This window comes from Streptomyces sp. S3(2020) (genome assembly GCF_013044505.1).
Classification (GTDB): domain Bacteria; phylum Actinomycetota; class Actinomycetes; order Streptomycetales; family Streptomycetaceae; genus Streptomyces.
In genome coordinates this window covers 1-20479 of the sequence record NZ_JABERD010000174.1, presented here as the reverse complement: position 1 = coordinate 20479, position 20479 = coordinate 1, and the positions used below count along the sequence as shown (strand labels likewise).

The 20479-nt window shown below is 70.4% G+C and carries 19 protein-coding genes; 1 reads left to right on the top strand and 18 read right to left on the bottom strand.

Going from position 1 to position 20479, the window contains the following annotated elements; all coding sequences use genetic code 11:
* The 14 genes from HLK59_RS36990 to pyrR form a co-directional block, all read right to left on the bottom strand.
* Positions 1-2142, bottom strand: a 2142-nt coding sequence (locus HLK59_RS36990; RefSeq protein ID WP_346779897.1) for a primosomal protein N', incomplete at its 3' end; no start/stop codon positions are given.
* A gap of 108 nt (positions 2143-2250) precedes the next feature.
* Complete coding sequence (gene metK / locus HLK59_RS36985) at positions 2251-3459, bottom strand: methionine adenosyltransferase (RefSeq protein ID WP_171146001.1); 1209 nt, start codon at positions 3457-3459, stop codon at positions 2251-2253.
* Positions 3460-3699: 240 nt separating this feature from the next.
* The gene (coaBC, locus tag HLK59_RS36980; protein ID WP_171146002.1) at positions 3700-4917 is read right to left on the bottom strand and encodes a bifunctional phosphopantothenoylcysteine decarboxylase/phosphopantothenate--cysteine ligase CoaBC; all 1218 of its coding nucleotides are present in this window, start codon (positions 4915-4917) and stop codon (positions 3700-3702) included.
* A gap of 102 nt (positions 4918-5019) precedes the next feature.
* Entirely contained in the window at positions 5020-5292 is a 273-nt protein-coding gene (gene rpoZ / locus HLK59_RS36975) for a DNA-directed RNA polymerase subunit omega (protein ID WP_003982715.1), read from the bottom strand.
* A 65-nt stretch (positions 5293-5357) separates the two neighbouring features.
* Positions 5358-5915, bottom strand: coding sequence for a guanylate kinase (gene gmk / locus HLK59_RS36970; protein ID WP_171146000.1), 558 nt, complete (start codon positions 5913-5915; stop codon positions 5358-5360).
* A gap of 60 nt (positions 5916-5975) precedes the next feature.
* On the bottom strand, positions 5976-6299 hold the full coding sequence (locus HLK59_RS36965; protein ID WP_003977346.1) for an integration host factor: 324 nt from the start codon (positions 6297-6299) through the stop codon (positions 5976-5978).
* Between the two features lie 317 nt (positions 6300-6616).
* Entirely contained in the window at positions 6617-7456 is an 840-nt protein-coding gene (pyrF, locus tag HLK59_RS36960) for an orotidine-5'-phosphate decarboxylase (RefSeq protein ID WP_171145999.1), read from the bottom strand.
* A complete protein-coding gene (locus HLK59_RS36955; RefSeq protein ID WP_171145998.1) occupies positions 7453-8559 on the bottom strand; it encodes a quinone-dependent dihydroorotate dehydrogenase in 1107 nt (368 codons plus the stop codon). The genes pyrF and HLK59_RS36955 overlap by 4 nt, the downstream gene beginning before the upstream one ends.
* Positions 8560-8610: 51 nt before the next feature.
* On the bottom strand, positions 8611-11919 hold the full coding sequence (carB, locus tag HLK59_RS36950; protein WP_171145997.1) for a carbamoyl-phosphate synthase large subunit: 3309 nt from the start codon (positions 11917-11919) through the stop codon (positions 8611-8613).
* Positions 11912-13054 carry a glutamine-hydrolyzing carbamoyl-phosphate synthase small subunit gene (gene carA / locus HLK59_RS36945; RefSeq protein WP_171145996.1) on the bottom strand — a complete coding sequence of 381 codons (1143 nt, stop codon included), beginning with the start codon at positions 13052-13054 and terminating at the stop codon, positions 11912-11914. Before carA ends, carB begins: the two co-directional genes overlap by 8 nt.
* The gene (locus HLK59_RS36940; RefSeq protein WP_171145995.1) at positions 13051-13629 is read right to left on the bottom strand and encodes a hypothetical protein; all 579 of its coding nucleotides are present in this window, start codon (positions 13627-13629) and stop codon (positions 13051-13053) included. The genes carA and HLK59_RS36940 overlap by 4 nt, the downstream gene beginning before the upstream one ends.
* On the bottom strand, positions 13626-14912 hold the full coding sequence (locus HLK59_RS36935; RefSeq protein WP_171145994.1) for a dihydroorotase: 1287 nt from the start codon (positions 14910-14912) through the stop codon (positions 13626-13628). The genes HLK59_RS36940 and HLK59_RS36935 overlap by 4 nt, the downstream gene beginning before the upstream one ends.
* 5 nt (positions 14913-14917) lie before the next feature.
* Positions 14918-15895, bottom strand: a complete 978-nt coding sequence (locus HLK59_RS36930; RefSeq protein ID WP_171145993.1) for an aspartate carbamoyltransferase catalytic subunit — start codon at positions 15893-15895, stop codon at positions 14918-14920.
* Between the two features lie 86 nt (positions 15896-15981).
* Positions 15982-16560 (bottom strand): bifunctional pyr operon transcriptional regulator/uracil phosphoribosyltransferase PyrR, encoded by a 579-nt coding sequence (gene pyrR, locus HLK59_RS36925; protein ID WP_171145992.1) that lies wholly within the window; start codon positions 16558-16560, stop codon positions 15982-15984.
* Between the two features lie 253 nt (positions 16561-16813).
* On the opposite strand from pyrR, the gene bldD reads away from it, so the two are divergent.
* A complete protein-coding gene (gene bldD, locus HLK59_RS36920) occupies positions 16814-17314 on the top strand; it encodes a transcriptional regulator BldD (RefSeq protein ID WP_003956405.1) in 501 nt (166 codons plus the stop codon).
* Between the two features lie 179 nt (positions 17315-17493).
* Here the strand turns inward: bldD and nusB are convergent, their stop codons facing one another.
* From nusB to HLK59_RS36900, 4 genes are all read right to left on the bottom strand, one after another.
* Positions 17494-17928 carry a transcription antitermination factor NusB gene (gene nusB / locus HLK59_RS36915; protein ID WP_171145991.1) on the bottom strand — a complete coding sequence of 145 codons (435 nt, stop codon included), beginning with the start codon at positions 17926-17928 and terminating at the stop codon, positions 17494-17496.
* Positions 17929-17930: 2 nt separating this feature from the next.
* Complete coding sequence (gene efp, locus HLK59_RS36910) at positions 17931-18497, bottom strand: elongation factor P (protein ID WP_171145990.1); 567 nt, start codon at positions 18495-18497, stop codon at positions 17931-17933.
* Positions 18498-18548: 51 nt separating this feature from the next.
* Positions 18549-19655, bottom strand: a complete 1107-nt coding sequence (locus HLK59_RS36905) for an aminopeptidase P family protein (RefSeq protein ID WP_171145989.1) — start codon at positions 19653-19655, stop codon at positions 18549-18551.
* A gap of 148 nt (positions 19656-19803) precedes the next feature.
* A complete protein-coding gene (locus HLK59_RS36900) occupies positions 19804-20463 on the bottom strand; it encodes an AAA family ATPase (protein ID WP_171145988.1) in 660 nt (219 codons plus the stop codon).
* Between the last annotated feature and the right edge of the window lie 16 nt (positions 20464-20479).

Sequence of the window (20479 nt, the reverse complement as noted above, 5' to 3'; positions counted from 1 at the left end):
GTCGCCGGCCGGCTGCCCGCCTACATGGTCCCCAACGAGGTGCTGCTGCTCGGCGAACTGCCGCGCAACCGAAACGGCAAGGTGGACCGCAAGGCGCTGCGCGCACTCGCCGCCGAACGCAGCGTGGCCACCATCGCGTACACCGCGCCGCGCCCCCCCCCCCACCCCCGCCGTTCCCACCCTGGGCCCAGCTCTCCTCGGCCCCAACACCTCGGCCTCCCCCGGCAGGGACACCGCACCGAGAAACGCCGCGACCGCCTCCCCCACCCCCGACACGGCCGCCATCCGCGACACCGGCGGAAACCCCAGCTCGGCCCGCTCGGAGAGCTCCCGCACCGCGTGCCCCACGGGATCCCACCGCACCAACGCCTGCACAGGCCGCAACGTCGGCTCGGCGACGACCACCACGGTGCCCCCGACCCCCTGCGGCCGTACGAGCGCCGCGGCGGCGATCCATCTGCGCAGCGCGTCCTCACCGGCCCGCAGATCGGGCCGCCCGAGCATGGCCCAGCCGTCCAGCAGCAGCGCGGCCGCATACCCGCCCTCGGCCACCGGCTCGGCCCCCGGGGTGCTCACCACGAGCGCCGGCGTCCCCGGCACGGTGTCCAGCACATGCTCCCGCCCCGACGTCCGCACCGGTACGGCGGGAAACGCCCGCCCCAGCTCCTCCGCCGTCCGCCGGGCACCGACGACCTGGGCCCGCAGCCGAAAGCCGCCGCACTCGGGACAGTGCCAGGCACCGTCCTCGCGCCCACACCACCCGCAGCGCAGGGCCTCCACGCCCTCCTGGGCCTCCAACGGCCCCGAACAGTGCCGACACCGCGCGGGCGCCCGACAGCCGGCACACGCCATCCGCGGCACATACCCGCGCCGCGGGACCTGCACGAGCACCGGCCCCTGCTTCAGCCCCTCCCTGACGGCCTGCCAGGCAAGGGTCGGCAGCCGTGCGGCACGCGCGGCCTCGTCCCTGGCCAGATCCCCGTCCCCCACGGTCCGTACGAGCGGCGCCGCGCCCCGCACCTGCTCGCGCGCGGCGACGATCGGCGCCGCCCACCCGCTCTCGACGAGCTGTGCGGCCTCCACGGTGCAGCTCCAGCTGCCCAGCAGGAAGCCGCACTTGTCCTGGGCGGCCCGCAGCAACAGCACCTCACGGGCGTGCGGCTGCGGCGCGTGCGGCTCGCTGTGGCTGTCGTCCCCGTCGTCCCAGATGACGACGAGCCCGAGATCCCGTACGGGCGCGAACATGGCGGCCCGAGTCCCCACCACGGCCCGCACGGCCCCCCGCCGCACCGCGAGCCACTCCCGATACCGCTTCTCGGGCCCCGCGTCGGCGGTGAGCACGGTATGCCGCCCCTCCCCCAGCAAGGAGGTCAGCGCGGCATCGACGCGCGCGACGGCCCGGCCGTCCGGCACGACGACGAGCGCGCCGCGTCCGGAGGCCAGCGTGGCGGCGACGGCCCGGGCCAGCTCCTCGCTCCACTCGGGTCCGGGCAAAGCGTTCCAGACGGCCCGCGGCGCCCCGCCCGAGGCGAGTGCCTCAAGAAAGCCGGCCCCCCGCTCGTACCGGCTCCAGGAGCCGGCCTCGGGCACCCCGGGCGGCGGAAGCGGCTCCCCCGACGCCCGCTGCTCGGCCCGAGCGCTCCGCGGCGGCACGGCGAGCTGGAGCACATCGGCGAGGCTCCCGGCATACCGATCGGCGACAGCCCGGGCGAGCGCCAACAGCTCCTGACCGAGCACGGGTTCGGGTGACACGACCTGAGCCAGCGCGGCCAACGGCCCGGCGTAGTCGGACTCGGCGACCCGCTCGACGAGAAACCCGTCGATCAGCCCGCCGCCCTCACGCCGCCCGTCCCGCACCCGGCCGCGCCCGGCCCCGAACCGCACCCGGACCCGCACCCCGGGCTGCGCCTCGGCATCGAGCTCCTCGGGCACGGCGTAGTCGAAGTACCGGTCGAGATGCAGCACGCCCTTGTCCACGAGCACCCGTGCGACGGGCAACTCCCCGGCCAGCGCGGCCCCCCGCCAGGTCCGGGGCTTGGCCCGCGGCACCTTCGCCTTGCGCACGCTCTCCCGAATGAACGCGAGCTGCTCGGGCGGCGCCCCCTCGCCCCCACCACCGGCCTGCTCGTCCTCGCTGCTCACGCTTGCATTCTTACCAAACCCCACTGACATCCGACGCCGCCCGAGCACACCGAAGCCCGGCCTCCCCCAAGGGACGCCGGGCTTCGGGAAGAGCCGTGGGGCCGGGCCTTACAGCCCCGCCGCCTTCCGCAGCGCGTCCACGCGGTCCGTGCGCTCCCACGTGAAGTCGGGCAGCTCACGGCCGAAGTGGCCGTACGCGGCGGTCTGGGCGTAGATCGGGCGCAGCAGGTCGAGGTCGCGGATGATCGCGGCCGGACGCAGGTCGAAGACGTCGTCGATGGCCTTCTCGATCTTCTCGGCGTCGACCTTGGCAGTGCCGAAGGTCTCGACGAACAGGCCCACCGGCTCGGCCTTGCCGATCGCGTACGCCACCTGCACCTCGCAGCGGGACGCGAGGCCCGCGGCGACGACGTTCTTGGCGACCCAGCGCATCGCGTACGCCGCCGAACGGTCCACCTTGGACGGGTCCTTGCCGGAGAACGCGCCGCCGCCGTGGCGGGCCATGCCGCCGTACGTGTCGATGATGATCTTCCGGCCGGTCAGACCCGCGTCACCCATCGGGCCGCCGATCTCGAAGCGCCCGGTCGGGTTGACCAGGAGGCGGTAGCCCTCGGTCTCCAGCTTGATGCCCTCGTCCAGCAGCGCCTTCAGCTCCGGCTCGACGACGAACTCGCGGATGTCCGGAGCCAGCAGGGACTCCAGGTCGATGTCGGAGGCGTGCTGCGAGGAGACCACGACGGTGTCGAGGCGGACGGCCTTGTCGCCGTCGTACTCGATGGTGACCTGCGTCTTGCCGTCGGGCCGCAGGTAGGGGATCGTGCCGTTCTTGCGGACCTCGGAGAGGCGGCTCGACAGCCGGTGCGCCAGGAAGATCGGCAGCGGCATCAGCGTCGGCGTCTCGTCCGTCGCGTAGCCGAACATCAGGCCCTGGTCGCCGGCGCCCTGCTTGTCCAGCTCGTCCTCGTCACCCTCCACCCGCTTCTCGTAGGCGGTGTCGACGCCCTGGGCGATGTCGGGGGACTGCGAGCCGATGGACACCGAGACACCGCAGGAGGCGCCGTCGAAGCCCTTCTTCGAGGAGTCGTAACCGATCTCGAGGATCTTGTCCCGCACGAGCTGGGGGATCGGCGCGTACGCCTTGGTGGTGACCTCACCGGCCACGTGCACCAGGCCGGTCGTGATCAGGGTCTCGACCGCGACCCGGGAGGTCGGGTCCTCGCGCAGGAGCGCGTCGAGAATGGTGTCGCTGATCTGGTCAGCGATCTTGTCGGGGTGACCCTCGGTCACGGACTCCGAGGTGAACAGACGACGGGACACAACGCTCCCTGGGGTTGCAGCGGCTGCTGGCTGATCATGGGCGGACGGGCTCGGGGGCTGCGCCCGGCATCGTCCGAGAACAGTTTATCGGTCGTGCTCAGCCACAGGCTCACCTGTCTCGCCAGGCGGGAGCCCTGTGACCTGCGGCACGGGCATTCTGCCCAATCCCGAGCGGGCTTGGCCAGGCCCGCCACGCCTCTATTACCGAGGTGTCAGAGCGCAGTGAAGTGAATGGAACATTCACTTCATGCGCCGGGCCACCAGGTCCCACACGATTTCGGCCAATGCTTCCTTCGGGCCGTGCGGGACGGGCGTCTCGGTGCCGTCGGCGCCCAGTACCACCGCCTCGTTCTCCTCCGCCCCGAAAGTCTTGCGCTCCCCCACCTCGTTGACGACGAGGAGGTCGCAGCCTTTGCGGGCGAGCTTCGTACGGCCGTTGGCCAGCACGTCGTCCGTCTCGGCGGCGAATCCGACGACCACCTGTCCGGGGCGGGCCCGGTCGGCCGAGATCTCCGCCAGGATGTCCGGATTCCGTACCAGGACGATGGGTTCCGGTTCCTGGCCGTCCTTCTTCTTGATCTTCCCGGCCGCGTATGTCTCGGGGCGGAAGTCCGCGACCGCGGCGGCCATGACGACCACGTCGGCGTCCTCGGCCGCCTTCAGGACGGCTTCACGCAGCTGTACGGCCGTGCCGACCGGGACGATGTCCACCCCCGCGGGGTCCGGCAGCCCGGTGTTCGCGGAGATGAGCGTGACGCGGGCGCCGCGGGCGGCGGCGGTGCGGGCGAGGGCGTAGCCCTGTTTGCCGGAGGAGCGGTTGCCGAGGAAGCGGACCGGGTCGAGTGGCTCACGGGTGCCGCCGGCGCTGACGACGACATGCCGGCCCTTGAGGTCCGGCTCGGTGACGCCCCGGGCGAGACTGTGCCTTCTCAGAACGTGGCGGCAGACCTCGAAGATCTCACCCGGGTCGGGCAGCCGGCCCTTGCCGGTGTCGACGCCGGTGAGGCGCCCGACGGCCGGCTCGATGACGACCGCGCCGCGGCGGCGCAGGGTCGCCACGTTCTCCTGGGTGGCCGGGTGCTCCCACATCTCGGTGTGCATCGCGGGGGCGAAGACGACCGGACAGCGGGCGGTCAGGAGCGTGTTGGTGAGCAGGTCGTCCGCGAGGCCGTGGGCCGCCTTCGCGAGCATGTCGGCCGTGGCCGGGGCGACGATCACCAGGTCGGCGTGTTGCCCGATGCGGACGTGCGGCACCTCGTGGACGTCGTCCCACACCTCGGTCGAGACGGGGTGGCCGGAGAGGGCGGACCAGGTGGCGGCGCCGACGAAGTGCAGCGCGGAGGCGGTGGGCACCACGCGTACGTCGTGGCCCGACTCCGTCAGCCTGCGCAGCAGCTCACACGCCTTGTAGGCGGCGATGCCACCGCTGACCCCCAGCACGACCCTCGGCCTGTCCACCAGGTCTCCCATCCCTAGAACGTACGACTCCATGACACACCACAGGCCCGACAGTCGCGCTGCCGGGCCTGTGGAAAAGCCAGCTCAAAGCCGAAAAGCTGATTACTGCGCGGGGCCCTCGACGGCCTCGGACGTCAGCAGACCCGCGTTGATCTCGCGGAGCGCGATCGAGAGCGGCTTCTCGTGCACGTGGGTGTCGACGAGCGGACCGACGTACTCGAGGAGGCCCTCGCCGAGCTGCGAGTAGTACGCGTTGATCTGGCGCGCGCGCTTGGCCGCGTAGATCACGAGGCTGTACTTCGAGTCGGTGGCCTCGAGGAGCTCGTCGATCGGAGGGTTGATGATGCCCTCGGGCGCGGTGATGGAAGAGGACACGCTCTGCCTTCCGATGGGTGGAAAAGAATCAGTGTGAACGATCAAGCCTCAACGATCAGGCAGGATCACACAACGTCCATCAAGGCTAGCAGCTCACGCGCCACGTCCTCGACGGAGGTGTTGACCAAGGTCACATCGAACTCGGGCTCGGCCGCCAGCTCGATCTTCGCCGCCTCAAGACGGCGCTCGATCACTTCCGGCGGCTCGGTGCCACGTCCCGTGAGCCTGCGCACGAGCTCCTCCCAGGAGGGAGGGGCCAGGAACACCAGCTGGGCCTCCGCCATGGACTCGCGGACCTGCCGGGCGCCCTGGAGGTCGATCTCCAGGAGAACCGGCTCGCCCGCCTCCAGCCGCTGCAGCACCGCGTCGCGCGGGGTGCCGTAGCGATTGCCGGCGAACTCGGCCCACTCCAGCAGCTCACCGTTGGCGATCAGCTTGTCCATCTCCTCGTCGGTGACGAAGAAGTAGTGGACACCGTGCTTCTCGCCGGGGCGGGGGCCCCGGGTCGTCGCCGACACCGAGAGCCAGACCTCGGGGTGTTCCTTGCGCATATGGGCGACGACCGTGCTCTTGCCGACCCCTGAGGGGCCGGAGAGCACGGTCAGCCGCGGACGTTCACTCATGCAGCGATTATTCCAGCAATCCCGGAGTGCCCGGGACTCCCGGTCCGGACTGGGCCGGACTCAGGAACCGGTGCTGCCGAACTCACGCTCCAGAGAAGCGATCTGGTTCGAGCCGAGACCACGCACACGGCGGCTCTCGGAGATGCCCAGTCGCTCCATGATCTGCTTGGCGCGGACCTTGCCCACGCCCGGCAGCGACTCGAGCAGGGCGGAGACCTTCATCTTGCCGATGACGTCGTTCTCCTGGCCCTGCTTGATGACCTCGTGAAGAGAGGCGCCGGAGTGCTTGAGTCGATTCTTGACCTCGGCCCGCTCCCGGCGAGCCGCGGCGGCCTTTTCGAGCGCGGCTGCGCGCTGTTCAGGGGTAAGGGGCGGAAGAGCCACGCCTACGTCACCTCGGATGTTGAACTGTCGGATACGGACCGGTGAGGAACCTAGTCGCCCCACACCTGGGGAGCCACGAGCAACACGCTTGCCCGTTCACTCTGCGTCGGAGACTAGCGGCCAACTCCGCCAGAGTCAGCGAGAACAGCGGAAAAGTCCTGGTCAGCCTCCGTCAGGCCGGACATTTCAGGCATACTGCCCTGGATTTGAGAATGTATTCAGCCTCAAGTCGTCCTGGAAGCACTCATCGGAGGTCTCGCCCGAGCGTCTCGAACGCCTCCGACGACCGTCATACGACCGCCATAGTGACCCAGGTCTCACGAAACGGCGGCCCGGGTCTCCTCCGCGAACCGCTCCGCGGCCGCCCGCAGCGCGCCGACGTCGGGACCGTGCCGCAGGACCCCCCTGCTGACGTTGGGGACGACATTGCGCACCGCGGAGCCGAACACCTCGGGAAGGTCGGCCGGAGTGGCCCCCTGGGCGCCGATGCCGGGCGCGAGGAGCGGACCGTTGATGTCCAGGTCATAGGAGGACAGATCGCCCAGCGTGGCACCGACGACGGCACCGAAGGACCCCAGGGGCTCCTCCCCCGTGTTCTCGGCCGCCAGATGCGCCAGCATCGTGGCACCGACGTTCCGGCCGTCCGCGCGGACGGCGTGCTGGACCTCGCCGCCCTCGGGGTTGGACGTCAGCGCCAGCACGAACAGGCCGGCGCCGCTCTCCCGGGCCAGCGCGACCGCGGGCGAGAGCGAGCCGTAGCCGAGGTACGGCGAGACGGTCAGCGCGTCGGAGAACAGCGGGGAGTCCTTGTGCAGGAAGGCCTCGGCATAGGCGGCCATGGTCGAGCCGATGTCGCCGCGCTTGGCGTCCATGACGACCAGCGCACCGGCCGCCCGCGCCTCCTCGACCGACTTCTCCAGGACGGCGACACCGCGCGACCCGAAGCGCTCGAAGAACGCGCTCTGCGGCTTGAGGACGGCGACCCGGTCGGCCACCGCCTCGACGACCGTGCGGCTGAACCGCTCCAGTCCGGCCACGTCGTCGTTCAGGCCCCACTCGCCGAGCAGGGAGGCGTGCGGGTCGATGCCGACGCACAGCGGGCCGCGCTCGTCCATGACCTGACGAAGACGGGCCCCGAAGGGTGCGAGAGAGCTCATGCCGGCTTCCTTACGTCGGCGCCGACCGCGTCGGCGAGCGTGGCGTACGGGCTCGTACGGAGGCGGGCGGCGAGCCCCTTGTGGACGGCGCGGGCGTAGAACGGCCCCTCGTAGACGAACGCGCTGTAGCCCTGGACGAGCGTGGCACCGGCGAGGATGCGCTGCCAGGCGTCCTCGGCGTCCTCGATGCCGCCGACACCCACGAGGGTGATGCGGTCGCCCACGCGCGCGTAGAGGCGCCTGAGCACCTCCAGGGAGCGTGCCTTCAGCGGAGCGCCGGACAGGCCGCCGGTCTCCTTCACCAGCGAGGGTTCGGACTTCAGACCGAGGCCCTCGCGCGCGATGGTCGTGTTCGTGGCGATGATCCCGTCCAGACCGAGCTCGACGGCCAGGTCGGCGACCGCGTCGACGTCCTCGTCCGCGAGGTCGGGCGCGATCTTCACCAGGAGCGGCACACGACGCGAGGTGACCGTACGGTCGGCGGCCTCGCGCACGGCGCTCAGGAGCGGCCGCAGCGCCTCGGTGGCCTGGAGATTGCGCAGCCCGGGGGTGTTCGGCGACGACACGTTCACGACCAGGTAGTCGGCGTACGCCGCCAGCCGCTCGGTCGACTTCACGTAGTCGGCGGCGGCCTCGGCCTCCGGTACGACCTTGGTCTTGCCGATGTTGACGCCCACGACCGTGTTGAAGACGGGCGTGCGGGAGGCGAGGCGGGCCGCGACGGCCAGCGAGCCCTCGTTGTTGAAGCCCATGCGGTTGATCAGCGCGCGGTCCTTCACCAGCCGGAACAGCCGCTGCTTGGGGTTGCCGGGCTGTGCCTCCCCGGTGACCGTGCCGATCTCGACGTGGTCGAAGCCGAGCATCGACATGCCGTCGACAGCGACGGCGTTCTTGTCGAACCCGGCGGCGAGCCCGAAGGGCCCGTGCATGCGCAGCCCGAAGGCCTCGGTGCGCAGCTCCTCGTGGCGGGGGGCGAGCGCGGCGGCGACGAAGGTGCGCAGCACGGGAATGCGGACGGCCAGGCGGATCCAGCGGAAGGCGAGGTAGTGCGCCTGCTCCGGGTCCATCCGTTTGAAGACGAGCTTGAAGAAGAACTTGTACATGGTGTCCTCACGAAGAGGGGGACACCGTTTCCGGTGTCCCCCTCAGGGCTGCTAGTCGCGGGCGGCGGTCAGGTGTTCCGCGTGTTCCTGCAGTGAGCGGACGCCCACGTCACCGTGGTTGAGGGCGTCGATGCCCTGGACGGCGGCGGCGAGCGCCTGGACCGTCGTGAGGCACGGGACCGACCGCGCCACGGCCGCCGTACGGATCTCGTAGCCGTCGAGGCGGCCACCGGTGCCGTACGGGGTGTTGACGATGAGGTCGACCTCGCCGTCGTGGATGAGCTGGACGATGGTCTTCTCACCGTTGGGCCCGGTGCCCTCGGACTGCTTGCGCACGATCGTGGCGTTGATGCCGTTGCGCTTGAGGACCTCGGCGGTGCCGGAGGTGGCGAGGAGCTCGAAGCCGTGGGCGACCAGCTCGCGCGCCGGGAAGATCATCGAGCGCTTGTCGCGGTTGGCGACCGAGATGAACGCGCGGCCCTTGGTCGGCAGCGGACCGTACGCACCGGCCTGCGACTTGGCGTACGCCGTGCCGAAGACCGAGTCGATGCCCATGACCTCGCCGGTGGAGCGCATCTCCGGGCCGAGGACGGTGTCGACGCCGCGGCCGTGGATGTCGCGGAAGCGCGACCACGGCATGACGGCCTCCTTGACGGAGATCGGCGCGTCGAACGGCAGCTCGCCGCCGTCGCTGTTCGCCGGGAGCAGGCCCTCGGCGCGCAGTTCGGCGATGGTCGCGCCGAGCGAGATCCGGGCGGCGGCCTTGGCCAGCGGTACCGCGGTCGCCTTCGAGGTGAAGGGGACGGTGCGGGACGCGCGCGGGTTGGCCTCCAGGACGTAGAGGATGTCGCCGGCCATCGCGAACTGGATGTTGATCAGGCCGCGGACGCCGACGCCCTTGGCGATCGCCTCGGTGGAGGCGCGCAGGCGCTTGATGTCGAAGCCGCCCAGCGTGATCGGGGGCAGGGCGCACGCCGAGTCGCCGGAGTGGATGCCGGCCTCCTCGATGTGCTCCATGACGCCGCCGAGGTAGAGCTCCTCGCCGTCGTAGAGGGCGTCGACGTCGATCTCGATGGCGTCGTCGAGGAAGCGGTCGACGAGGACCGGCCGGGAGGGGCTGATCTCGGTCGACTCGGCGATGTAGGACGCGAGGCGGGTCTCGTCGTAGACGATCTCCATACCGCGTCCGCCGAGGACGTACGACGGACGGACGAGGACCGGGTAGCCGATCTCGTCGGCGATGGCCTTGGCCTCGGCGAAGGTGGTCGCGGTGCCGTGCTTGGGGGCCGGCAGGCCCGCCTCGGCGAGCACGCGGCCGAAGGCGCCGCGGTCCTCGGCGGCGTGGATGGCCTCCGGGGAGGTGCCCACGATCGGCACGCCGTTGTCCTTGAGCGCCTGCGACAGGCCCAGCGGGGTCTGGCCGCCCAGCTGCACGATCACACCGGCGATCGGACCGGCCAGCGACTCCGCGTGGACGATCTCCAGCACGTCTTCCAGCGTCAGCGGCTCGAAGTACAGGCGGTCGGAGGTGTCGTAGTCCGTGGAGACGGTCTCCGGGTTGCAGTTGACCATCACGGTCTCGTACCCGGCCTCGCTCAGCGCGAAGGAGGCGTGGACGCAGGAGTAGTCGAACTCGATGCCCTGGCCGATGCGGTTGGGGCCGGAGCCGAGGATGATGACGGCCGGCTTCTCGCGGGGGGCGACCTCCGTCTCCTCGTCGTAGGAGGAGTAGAAGTACGGCGTCTGCGCGGCGAACTCGGCGGCGCAGGTGTCGACCGTCTTGTAGACCGGGCGGATGCCGAGCGCGTGCCGCACCTCGCGGACGACGTCCTCGCGCAGGCCGCGGATCTCGCCGATCTGCTGGTCGGAGAAGCCGTGCCGCTTGGCCTTGGCCAGCAGGTCGGGGTTCAGCTTCGGCGCCTCGGCGAGTTCGTCGGCGATCTCCTTGATGAGGAAGAGCTGGTCGACGAACCAGGGGTCGATCTTCGTGTACGCGAAGACCTCCTCGGGCGTGGCGCCCGCGCGGATGGCCTGCATGACGGTGTTGATGCGGCCGTCGGTGGGCCGGACCGACTCCTCCAGCAGCGCCTTCTTGTCGCCGGGCTCGCCGACGAAGGTGAACTGGCTGCCCTTCTTCTCCAGCGAGCGCAGCGCCTTCTGGAAGGCCTCGGTGAAGTTGCGGCCGATGGCCATGGCCTCGCCGACCGACTTCATGGTGGTCGTCAGCGTGGAGTCGGCCTGCGGGAACTTCTCGAAGGCGAAGCGCGGGGCCTTGACGACCACGTAGTCGAGGGTCGGCTCGAAGGAGGCCGGGGTCTCGCGCGTGATGTCGTTGGGGATCTCGTCGAGGGTGTAGCCGACGGCGAGCTTGGCGGCGATCTTGGCGATCGGGAAGCCGGTCGCCTTGGAGGCGAGGGCCGAGGAGCGCGACACGCGCGGGTTCATCTCGATGACGATCACCCGGCCGTCGACCGGGTCGATCGCGAACTGGATGTTGCAGCCGCCGGTGTCGACGCCGACCTCGCGGATGATCGCGATGCCGACGTCACGCAGGCGCTGGTACTCGCGGTCGGTCAGCGTCATCGCGGGCGCGACGGTGATCGAGTCGCCGGTGTGGACGCCCATGGGGTCGAAGTTCTCGATGGAGCAGACGACCACGACGTTGTCGTTCTTGTCGCGCATCAGCTCCAGCTCGTACTCCTTCCAGCCGAGGATGGACTCCTCCAGGAGCACCTCGGTGGTCGGGGAGAGCGTGAGGCCCTGGCCTGCGATGCGGCGCAGCTCCTCCTCGTCGTGGGCGAAGCCGGAGCCGGCGCCGCCCATGGTGAAGGAGGGGCGGACGACGACGGGGTAGCCGCCGAGCGTCTCGACGCCCGCCAGGACGTCGTCCATGGAGTGGCAGATGACGGAGCGGGCGGACTCGCCGTGCCCGATCTTGGCGTTCACCGCCTCCACGACGCCCTTGAAGAGGTCGCGGTCCTCGCCCTTGTTGATGGCCTCGACATTGGCGCCGATGAGCTCGACGCCGTACTTCTCCAGCGTCCCGGCCTCGTGCAGCGAGATCGCGGTGTTGAGGGCCGTCTGGCCGCCCAGGGTGGGCAGCAGGGCGTCGGGGCGCTCCTTGGCGATGATCTTCTCGACGAACTCCGGGGTGATCGGCTCGACGTAGGTGGCGTCGGCGATCTCCGGGTCGGTCATGATCGTCGCCGGGTTGGAGTTGACGAGGATGACCCGGAGACCCTCGGCGCGCAGGATGCGGCATGCCTGGGTGCCGGAGTAGTCGAACTCGGCGGCCTGGCCGATGACGATCGGGCCGGAGCCGATGACCAGGACGGACTGGATATCGGTGCGCTTAGGCACGCTGGCCCTCCATGAGCTCTACGAAGCGGTCGAACAGGTAGGCGGCGTCGTGCGGGCCCGCTGCCGCTTCGGGGTGGTACTGGACGCTGAAGGCCGGCTGGTCGAGGAGCTGGAGGCCCTCCACCACGTTGTCGTTGAGGCAGACGTGGGAGACCTCGGCGCGGCCGAACTTCGTCTCGCTGACCTTGTCGAGCGGCGCGTCCACGGCGAACCCGTGGTTGTGCGCGGTGACCTCGACCTTGCCGGTCGTACGGTCCTGCACGGGCTGGTTGATGCCCCGGTGGCCGTACTTGAGCTTGTAGGTGCCGAAGCCGAGCGCGCGCCCGAGGATCTGGTTGCCGAAGCAGATGCCGAAGAGCGGCGTCCTGCGCTCCAGGACGGCCGTCATCAGCGCGACGGGACCGTCGGCGGTGGCGGGGTCGCCGGGTCCGTTGGAGAAGAAGACCCCGTCGGGGGCCAGCGCGTAGACGTCCTCCGCGGTGGCCGTGGCCGGCAGCACGTGCACCTCGATGCCGCGCTCGGCCATGCGGCGCGGGGTCATGCCCTTGATGCCGAGGTCGATCGCGGCGACGGTGAACTTCTTCTCGCCGATCGCGGGGACGACGTACGCCTCCTTGGTGGCGACCTCCTCGTACAGCGAGGCGCCCTTCATGTGCGGCTGGGCCTGCACGCGCGCGAGGAGCTCGGACTCGGGGGCGATCGCCTCGCCGGAGAAGATCCCGGAGCGCATGGAGCCGCGCTCGCGCAGGTGGCGGGTGAGCGCGCGGGTGTCGATGCCGGAGATGCCGACGATGTCCTGCGCGACCAGCTCGTCGTCCAGGGAGCGCTTGGCCCGCCAGTTGGACGGCACGCGCGCGGGGTCGCGCACGACGTAGCCGGAGACCCAGATGCGGCTGGACTCGTCGTCCTCGTCGTTCCAGCCGGTGTTGCCGATCTGCGGGGCGGTCGCGACGACGATCTGGCGGTCGTACGACGGGTCGGTCAGGGTCTCCTGGTAGCCGGTCATCCCCGTGGAGAAGACGGCCTCGCCGAAGGTCTCCCCCACGGCCCCGTAGGCGCGGCCGCGGAAGATCCGGCCGTCCTCCAGGACGAGTACCGCAGGGGCCTTCGAGGCCCCCCTTGTGGAGGTCGTCATCGTGCGCCTTCCGTTTCCGTCTTGTTGATCATGGAGTTAATGGCGTCGACCCAGTCGTTGTGCTCGGCCGCGTGGTCGGAGCGGAAGCCGGAGTCGATCAGCTTGTCCCCGTGTTCCCAGGTCACGATCAGCAGGCCGCCCTCGGTGAGGACCTTCCCGGCGATGCCCTTGCCGAGCACCGCCTCCCGCAGCGCGCCGACCGGGACGAAGAAGTCGGCCGCGCCGGGGCGTACGACATCCAGTCCCGCGTCCGTCAGCGTGAGCTCGACCCGGCTGCGGGTGCCGAGGCCGTGCGCCACGATGCGGTCGAGCCACTGCCCGGCGGTGGTGGAGCCGTGGTAGCGGCCGCTCATCGCCAGTTTCGCCGCACCGGGCTCGGACGGCGCGGTGGGCAGCTCGGGCAGGTCGCCCTGGAGCGTGCCGCGCCACTTCCAGCCCTCGCGCATCAGCCAGTAGATGAGCGCGACGAACAGCGCGAGTCCGACGAGCCACCCGATACGGGCGGCCCAGTCGGTGACCTCGGCCGATTCCTTCTCCGCTGCGAGACCGGTGGCCAGCAGGATTACAGGTGTCACGTGAGCTTCCCGTCGACGAGCGTGGCCTTGCCCCGGAGCCACGTGTGCGTCACTCGGCCCGGCAGCTCACGCCCCTCGTACGGGGTGTTCCGGCTGCGCGAGGCGAAGCCCGCGGGGTCCACGTCCCCACGGTATTCCGTGTCGACGAGCGTGAGGTTGGCGGGCTCACCTGCCGAGACGGGGCGGCCGTGCCCGGTGGCCTGCCCGATCCGGGCGGGGTTGAAGGACATGCGGTCGGCGACCCCGGCCCAGGTGAGGAGCCCGGTGTCCACCATGGTCTCCTGCACCACTGACAACGCGGTCTCCAGGCCCACCATCCCCATGGCGGCGGCGGCCCACTCGCAGTCCTTGTCCTCGTGCGGGTGCGGGGCGTGGTCGGTGGCGACGATGTCGATCGTGCCGTCGGCCAGCGCCTCGCGCAGGGCGAACACGTCGCGCTCGGTGCGCAGCGGCGGGTTGACCTTGTAGACCGGGTTGTACGTACGCACCAGCTCGTCGGTGAGGAGCAGGTGGTGCGGGGTGACCTCGGCGGTGACGTCGATGCCGCGGGACTTGGCCCAGCGGACGATCTCGACGGAGCCGGCGGTCGACAGGTGGCAGATGTGGACGCGGGAGCCGACGTGCTCGGCGAGCAGGACATCTCGGGCGATGATCGATTCTTCGGCCACCGCGGGCCAGCCGCCGAGACCGAGCTCGGCCGAGACGACGCCCTCGTTCATCTGGGCGCCCTCGGTCAGCCGCGGCTCCTGCGCGTGCTGGGCGACGACCCCGCCGAAGGCCTTCACGTACTCCAGCGCCCGGCGCATGATCACCGCGTCGTCGACGCACTTGCCGTCGTCCGAGAACACGGTCACACCGGCCGCCGACTCGTGCATGGCCCCCAGCTCGGCGAGCTTGCGGCCCTCCAGGCCGACGGTGACGGCACCGATGGGCTGCACATCGCAGTACCCGTGCTCCTGGCCCAGCCGGTAGACCTGCTCGACCACACCGGCGGTGTCGGCGACCGGGAAGGTGTTGGCCATGGCGAAGACGGCCGTGTAGCCACCGGAGGCCGCCGCGCGCGTGCCGGTCAGGACGGTCTCGGAGTCCTCACGGCCGGGCTCGCGCAGATGGGTGTGCAGGTCGACGAGGCCCGGGAGGAGGACCTTGCCGGCGGCCTCGACGACCTCGGCGCCCTCGTCCGACAGACCGACGCCCACCTCGGCGATGACGCCGGCGTCGATCAGGACGTCCTGCGGCTCGCCGCCGAGCACCTTCGCACCACGGATCAGGATCTTGCTCATGTCTCTTACTTCTCCTCGATACGGGTGTGGCTGACGGCGGGTTCGTTACCACCCAGCAGCAGGTACAGAACGGCCATCCGGATGGAGACTCCGTTTGCGACCTGCTCGACGACGGTGCAGCGGTCGGAGTCGGCGACCTCGGCGGTGATCTCCATGCCGCGGACCATCGGCCCGGGGTGCATCACGATGGCGTGCTCGGGCATCTTCGCCATGCGCTCGCCGTCGAGGCCGTAGCGCCGCGAGTACTCGCGCTCGGTCGGGAAGAACGCGGCGTTCATCCGCTCGCGCTGCACGCGCAGCATCATCACCGCGTCGGACTTGGCGAGCGTGCTGTCCAGGTCGTACGACACCTCGCACGGCCAGGCCCCGACGCCGACCGGCACCAGGGTCGGCGGGGCGACGAGGGTGACCTCGGCGCCCAGGGTGTGCAGCAGGTCGACGTTGGAGCGCGCGACCCGGCTGTGCAGGACGTCGCCGACGAGCGTGATGCGCTTGCCGGACAGGTCCTGGCCGAGGCCGGCGTCCCTGCCGATGAGGCGGCGGCGCATGGTGAAGGCGTCCAACAGGGCCTGGGTGGGGTGCTGGTGGGTGCCGTCCCCGGCGTTGATCACCGCGGCGTCGATCCAGCCGGAGGTGGCGAGCCGGTACGGGGCTCCGGAGGCGCCGTGCCGGATGACGACGGCGTCGACGCCCATGGCCTCCAGGGTCTGGGCGGTGTCCTTGAGGGACTCGCCCTTGGACACGCTCGACCCCTTGGCCGTGAAGTTGATGACGTCCGCGGACAGGCGCTTCTCCGCGGCCTCGAAGGAGATACGCGTGCGCGTGGAGTCCTCGAAGAAGAGGTTGACGATCGTGCGGCCGCGCAGGGTCGGCAGTTTCTTGATCGGCCGGTCGGCGACCCGGGCCATCTCCTCGGCGGTGTCGAGGATCAGGACGGCGTCGTCGCGGGTGAGGTCGGCGGCCGAGATGAGATGACGCTGCATCTGTCAGGCTCCGTATGGCAGTTCACGAAAGAGGGAGATTCCGGGCAGCCGAGGGCACGCCGAAGCGGGCGTACACCGTCGGCCCGCTACTGGGTCTGCTTGGCACCGAGCAGCACGGTGTCGCGACCGTCCTCCTCGGCGAGCAGGACCTTGACCGTCTCCCGCAACGATGTGGGGAGGTTCTTGCCGACGTAGTCGGCGCGGATGGGCAGTTCGCGGTGACCGCGGTCGACGAGGACCGCGAGCTGCACCGCGCGCGGACGCCCGATGTCGTTCAGGGCGTCGAGGGCGGCGCGGATGGTGCGGCCGGAGAAGAGCACGTCGTCGACGAGGACGACGAGGCGGCCGTCGATGCCGTCACCGGGGATCTCGGTGCGGGCCAGCGCACGCGGCGGGTGCATGCGCAGGTCGTCCCGGTACATGGTGATGTCGAGCGAACCGACCGGAATCTTGCGCTCGGTGATCTCCTCGAGCTTGGCGGCGAGCCGCTGGGCGAGGAAGACGCCGCGGGTCGGGATGCCGAGGAGCACCACGTCGTCGGCGCCCTTGGCGCGTTCGACGATCTCGTGGGCGATGCGGGTCAACACGCGTGCGATGTCGGGGCCTTCGAGAACGGGCCGGGCATCGGACGCTGCGTCCTGCTGCTTGTCCTGCTTGTTGTCCATATGAAACGGACCTCCTTCTCCGCCTCACGGGACGGACCTTAAAGGACGTCGGAATTGCGCCAACCACGGTAGCAGGCCCGGACGACCACCCCGTTCACCCCCTTGGCCTAATCAGCCACCACGCGCACGGAAGAGTCGGTGTGGACCATTCGGCTTGACGCACAAGAGTCACGCTGCGTAACCTCACAGTGAGTTACCAGACGCGCGGCAGGAAACAAACCCAGTCGCGTCGATCCAGTGTCCGGGGAGCTATATGTCCAGCGAATACGCCAAACAGCTCGGGGCCAAGCTCCGGGCCATCCGCACCCAGCAGGGCCTTTCCCTCCACGGTGTCGAGGAGAAGTCCCAGGGACGCTGGAAGGCGGTCGTGGTCGGTTCGTACGAGCGTGGCGACCGCGCCGTGACCGTGCAGCGTCTCGCCGAGTTGGCGGATTTCTACGGCGTACCCGTCCAGGAGCTGCTGCCGGGCACCACGCCGGGCGGTGCCGCCGAGCCGCCGCCGAAGCTGGTCCTGGACCTGGAGCGGCTGGCCCACGTGCCGGCCGAGAAGGCGGGCCCCCTGCAGCGCTACGCCGCGACGATCCAGTCGCAGCGCGGTGACTACAACGGCAAGGTGCTCTCGATCCGCCAGGACGACCTGCGCACACTCGCCGTCATCTACGACCAGTCGCCCTCGGTCCTCACCGAGCAGCTGATCAGCTGGGGCGTCCTGGACGCCGACGCGCGTCGCGCGGTCTCCCACGAGGAGAGCTGAGCCGCTTCCAGCCTCAGCAGAAACGTGCCGCCGGGGTGGCCGGAACTTCATGGTTCCGGCCACCCCGGCGGCTTTCTGCGGCCCTCGGGTGCCTCGGGGGCACCGGGATGCCAGAGGGCCCGCAACGCTCACGCTGCGGGCCCTCTGGCATGTCGTACCTCTGGCGACCTGGCGGCCTCTTACGCCTCGTCGCGACGCAGAGTCGGCTTGAGGTCCTTGAGACGGCCCAGCAGGCCGTTCACGAACGCCGGCGACTCGTCCGTGGAGAACTCCTTCGCCAGCTGCACCATCTCGTCCAGCACGACGGCGTCCGGGGTCTCGTCGACCCAGATCAGCTCGTGCGCGCCGAGCCGCAGGATGTTGCGGTCCACGACCGGCATACGGTCGAGCGTCCAGCCGACCGAGTACTGGGCGATCAGTTCGTCGATGCGCTTCGCGTGCACCGCGTAGCCCTCGACCAGCTGCATCGTGTACTCGCTGACCGGCGGCTGCCGGGTGTCGTCCCGGGAGAGCCGGATCCAGTCCGCGAGGACCGTCAGGACATCGACGCCGCGCTGGTCGCCCTCGAAGAGGATCTGGAAGGCGCGCTTGCGGGCCGTGTTGCGGGCAGCCACGGTTAGCTGTTCACCCGGCCGAGGTAGTCGCTCGTGCGGGTGTCGACCTTGATCTTCTCACCGGTGGTGATGAAGAGCGGCACGTTGATCTGGTGACCGGTCTCCAGGGTGGCGGGCTTGGTGCCACCGGTGGAGCGGTCGCCCTGGAGGCCCGGCTCGGTCTCCTGGACGACGAGCTCGACGGCGGCCGGCAGCTCGACGAAGAGCACCTCGCCCTCGTGCTGCGCGACGGTGGCCGTGAAGCCCTCGATGAGGAAGTTCGCGGCGTCGGCGACCGTCTTGCGGTCGATCATCAGCTGGTCGTAGGTCTCCATGTCCATGAAGACGAAGTACTCGCCGTCCATGTACGAGAACTGCATGTCGCGCTTGTCGACAGTGGCCGTCTCGACCTTGACGCCGGCGTTGAACGTCTTGTCGACGACCTTGCCGGACAGCACGTTCTTGAGCTTGGTGCGCACGAAGGCCGGGCCCTTGCCGGGCTTGACGTGCTGGAACTCGACGACGGACCAGAGCTGGCCGCCGTCGAGCTTGAGCACAAGGCCGTTCTTGAGGTCGTTCGTGGAAGCCACGGTTGCGGAATCTCCTGGACTGACGTGGACGACCCCGGCGCACGCACCTGTCTAGAGGGCGAGCAGTTCCTTGGTCGTGATGGTGAGTAGCTCGGGTCCGCCGTCCGCCTCGGGGCGTACGACGAGCGTGTCATCGATCCGGACACCGCCCCGGCCCGGGAGGTGGACCCCCGGTTCGACGGTGACCGGCACGCAAGCGTCCAGTTTACCCATGGCTGCGGGGGCCAGCTGCGGGTCCTCGTCGATTTCGAGTCCTACGCCGTGTCCGGTGAGCACCGGAAGGCCCTCCGAATGCCCCGCCGAGTCCAGTACCTGCCGTGCGGCACGGTCCACGTCCCGGTAGGCCGCACCGGGTGCGAGAGCCTCCCGTCCGGCCCGCTGGGCAGCGAAGACGAGGTCGTACAGCTCGATCTGCCAGTCGGCCGGCGACGTACCGATCACGAAGGTACGACCGATCTCACAGCGGTAGCCGCGGTAGGTCGCCCCGAGGCACACCGAGAGAAAGTCACCCTCCTCGACGCGGCGGTCGGTGGGGTGGTGGGCCCGCCGGCCGGAGTTCGGGCCGGTGGCGACGGAGGTGGGGAAAGCGGGGCCGTCGGCGCCGTGGTCCACGAGGCGCCGCTCCAGTTCGAGGGCCAGGTGGCGTTCGGTGCGGCCGACGAGGATGGATTCCAGGAGCTCTCCCAGGGCCTGGTCGGCGATCTCCGCGCCGATGCGGAGGCAGGAGATCTCCTCCTCGTCCTTGATGATCCGGAGCTGCTCGACGGCTCCACCGAGGTCGGCGAGGCGCATCCGCGGGGCGACCGAACGCAGGGCCCGGTGACGGGCCACGGTGAGGTGGTGCTCCTCCACGGCGAGCGAGTCCACACCCTGGAGCACGGCGAGATCGGCGGCCGCGACGGCGGCGTCACCGCCGGAGCCGGGCAGCGTCTGGAGGCGCAGTGCCTCGTCGGGCCGTCCCTCTCCGGTGCGGTCGTCCGGCGGGTCGGCACACAGCAGCACGTCCTCGGTCCGGCCGAGCAGCAGGACGGAACCCTGTGGGGCGGCGCCCGCGAGATAGCGGACGTTGGCGGGGCGGGAGATCAGCGCGGATGTCGTGCCGACCGCGTTGCAGCGTTCCCTGAGTCTGGTGCGGCGGGCCGCGTACGCCTCTGACATGTCTTGAGCGTAGGAGCGGTGTCTCTTTTATGCCGGTTGAGAGGGTGCCAATGGGGGGTGTGAGCCGTGTGCGGGACGGTGGGGGCCGGTTGCGCCCACGCGGCGGGAGCCGCGGATCGGACACAGCCCCGCGCCCCGGGAAGGGGCGCTACCAGCTCGGCGGGCTGGCGATGGACCGTGCGAGCACGTCGTCCAGGACCCTCGCCGTCTGCGGTACGTCCAGCTGGGAGTTGTCGATGATCGGCAGTCCCGAGCCGTACCACCCCGCCATACGGCCATGGATGCGGGCGACCTCCTCGTCCGTGAGCCGGCGGTTTCCTGACCGCTCGGCATTGCGCTCCAGGACGATCTCGAGCCCCGGCAGCAGGACGACCGGCAGCAGCCCCGGCCCCACGTGCCGCTTCCAGCCGCCGAGGCCGACCACCGGGCGGTCCGGGAAGACCGCGTCGTCGAGGATGCAGGAGATGCCGTTGGCGAGGAAGTTCCGGGCGGCGAAGCCGCAGGTGCGGCGGGCGAGGCGGTACTGGGCCTCGGAGTGGTCGTTCCAGCCGGACTGAGGGTCGGCGAAGCCCGAGCGGACCCATTCGCGAACGTCGTCGAGGCTGATGTGGGCGGTGGGGACCCTGCGGTGGTCCGCCCAGTACTTGGCGACGCTCGTCTTGCCGGCGCCCGCCGGGCCGATCAGCAGGACCGCGAGGGTCGTACCGGCGAGGTCGGACGAGGCTGTCGCGGGCGGCGCCGAGGGGACGCCGACGGGACCGCCGGGCGGCAGCGGCACATGGCCGGTGGTGTCCGGGGCCGGGGGCACCGGACACCACCGGCCA

What these genes read in the sequence shown, in the direction of transcription:
- gmk (WP_171146000.1), bottom strand. Translation starts at nt 5,915, where the DNA reads ATGAGTGAACGTCCGCGGCTGACCGTGCTCTCCGGCCCCTCAGGGGTC.
- pyrF (WP_171145999.1), bottom strand. Translation starts at nt 7,456, where the DNA reads ATGAGCTCTCTCGCACCCTTCGGGGCCCGTCTTCGTCAGGTCATGGAC.
- HLK59_RS36955 (WP_171145998.1), bottom strand. Translation starts at nt 8,559, where the DNA reads ATGTACAAGTTCTTCTTCAAGCTCGTCTTCAAACGGATGGACCCGGAG.
- carA (WP_171145996.1), bottom strand. Translation starts at nt 13,054, where the DNA reads ATGACGACCTCCACAAGGGGGGCCTCGAAGGCCCCTGCGGTACTCGTC.
- HLK59_RS36935 (WP_171145994.1), bottom strand. Translation starts at nt 14,912, where the DNA reads ATGAGCAAGATCCTGATCCGTGGTGCGAAGGTGCTCGGCGGCGAGCCG.
- HLK59_RS36930 (WP_171145993.1), bottom strand. Translation starts at nt 15,895, where the DNA reads ATGCAGCGTCATCTCATCTCGGCCGCCGACCTCACCCGCGACGACGCC.
- pyrR (WP_171145992.1), bottom strand. Translation starts at nt 16,560, where the DNA reads ATGGACAACAAGCAGGACAAGCAGCAGGACGCAGCGTCCGATGCCCGG.
- bldD (WP_003956405.1), top strand. Translation starts at nt 16,814, where the DNA reads ATGTCCAGCGAATACGCCAAACAGCTCGGGGCCAAGCTCCGGGCCATC.
- HLK59_RS36905 (WP_171145989.1), bottom strand. Translation starts at nt 19,655, where the DNA reads ATGTCAGAGGCGTACGCGGCCCGCCGCACCAGACTCAGGGAACGCTGC.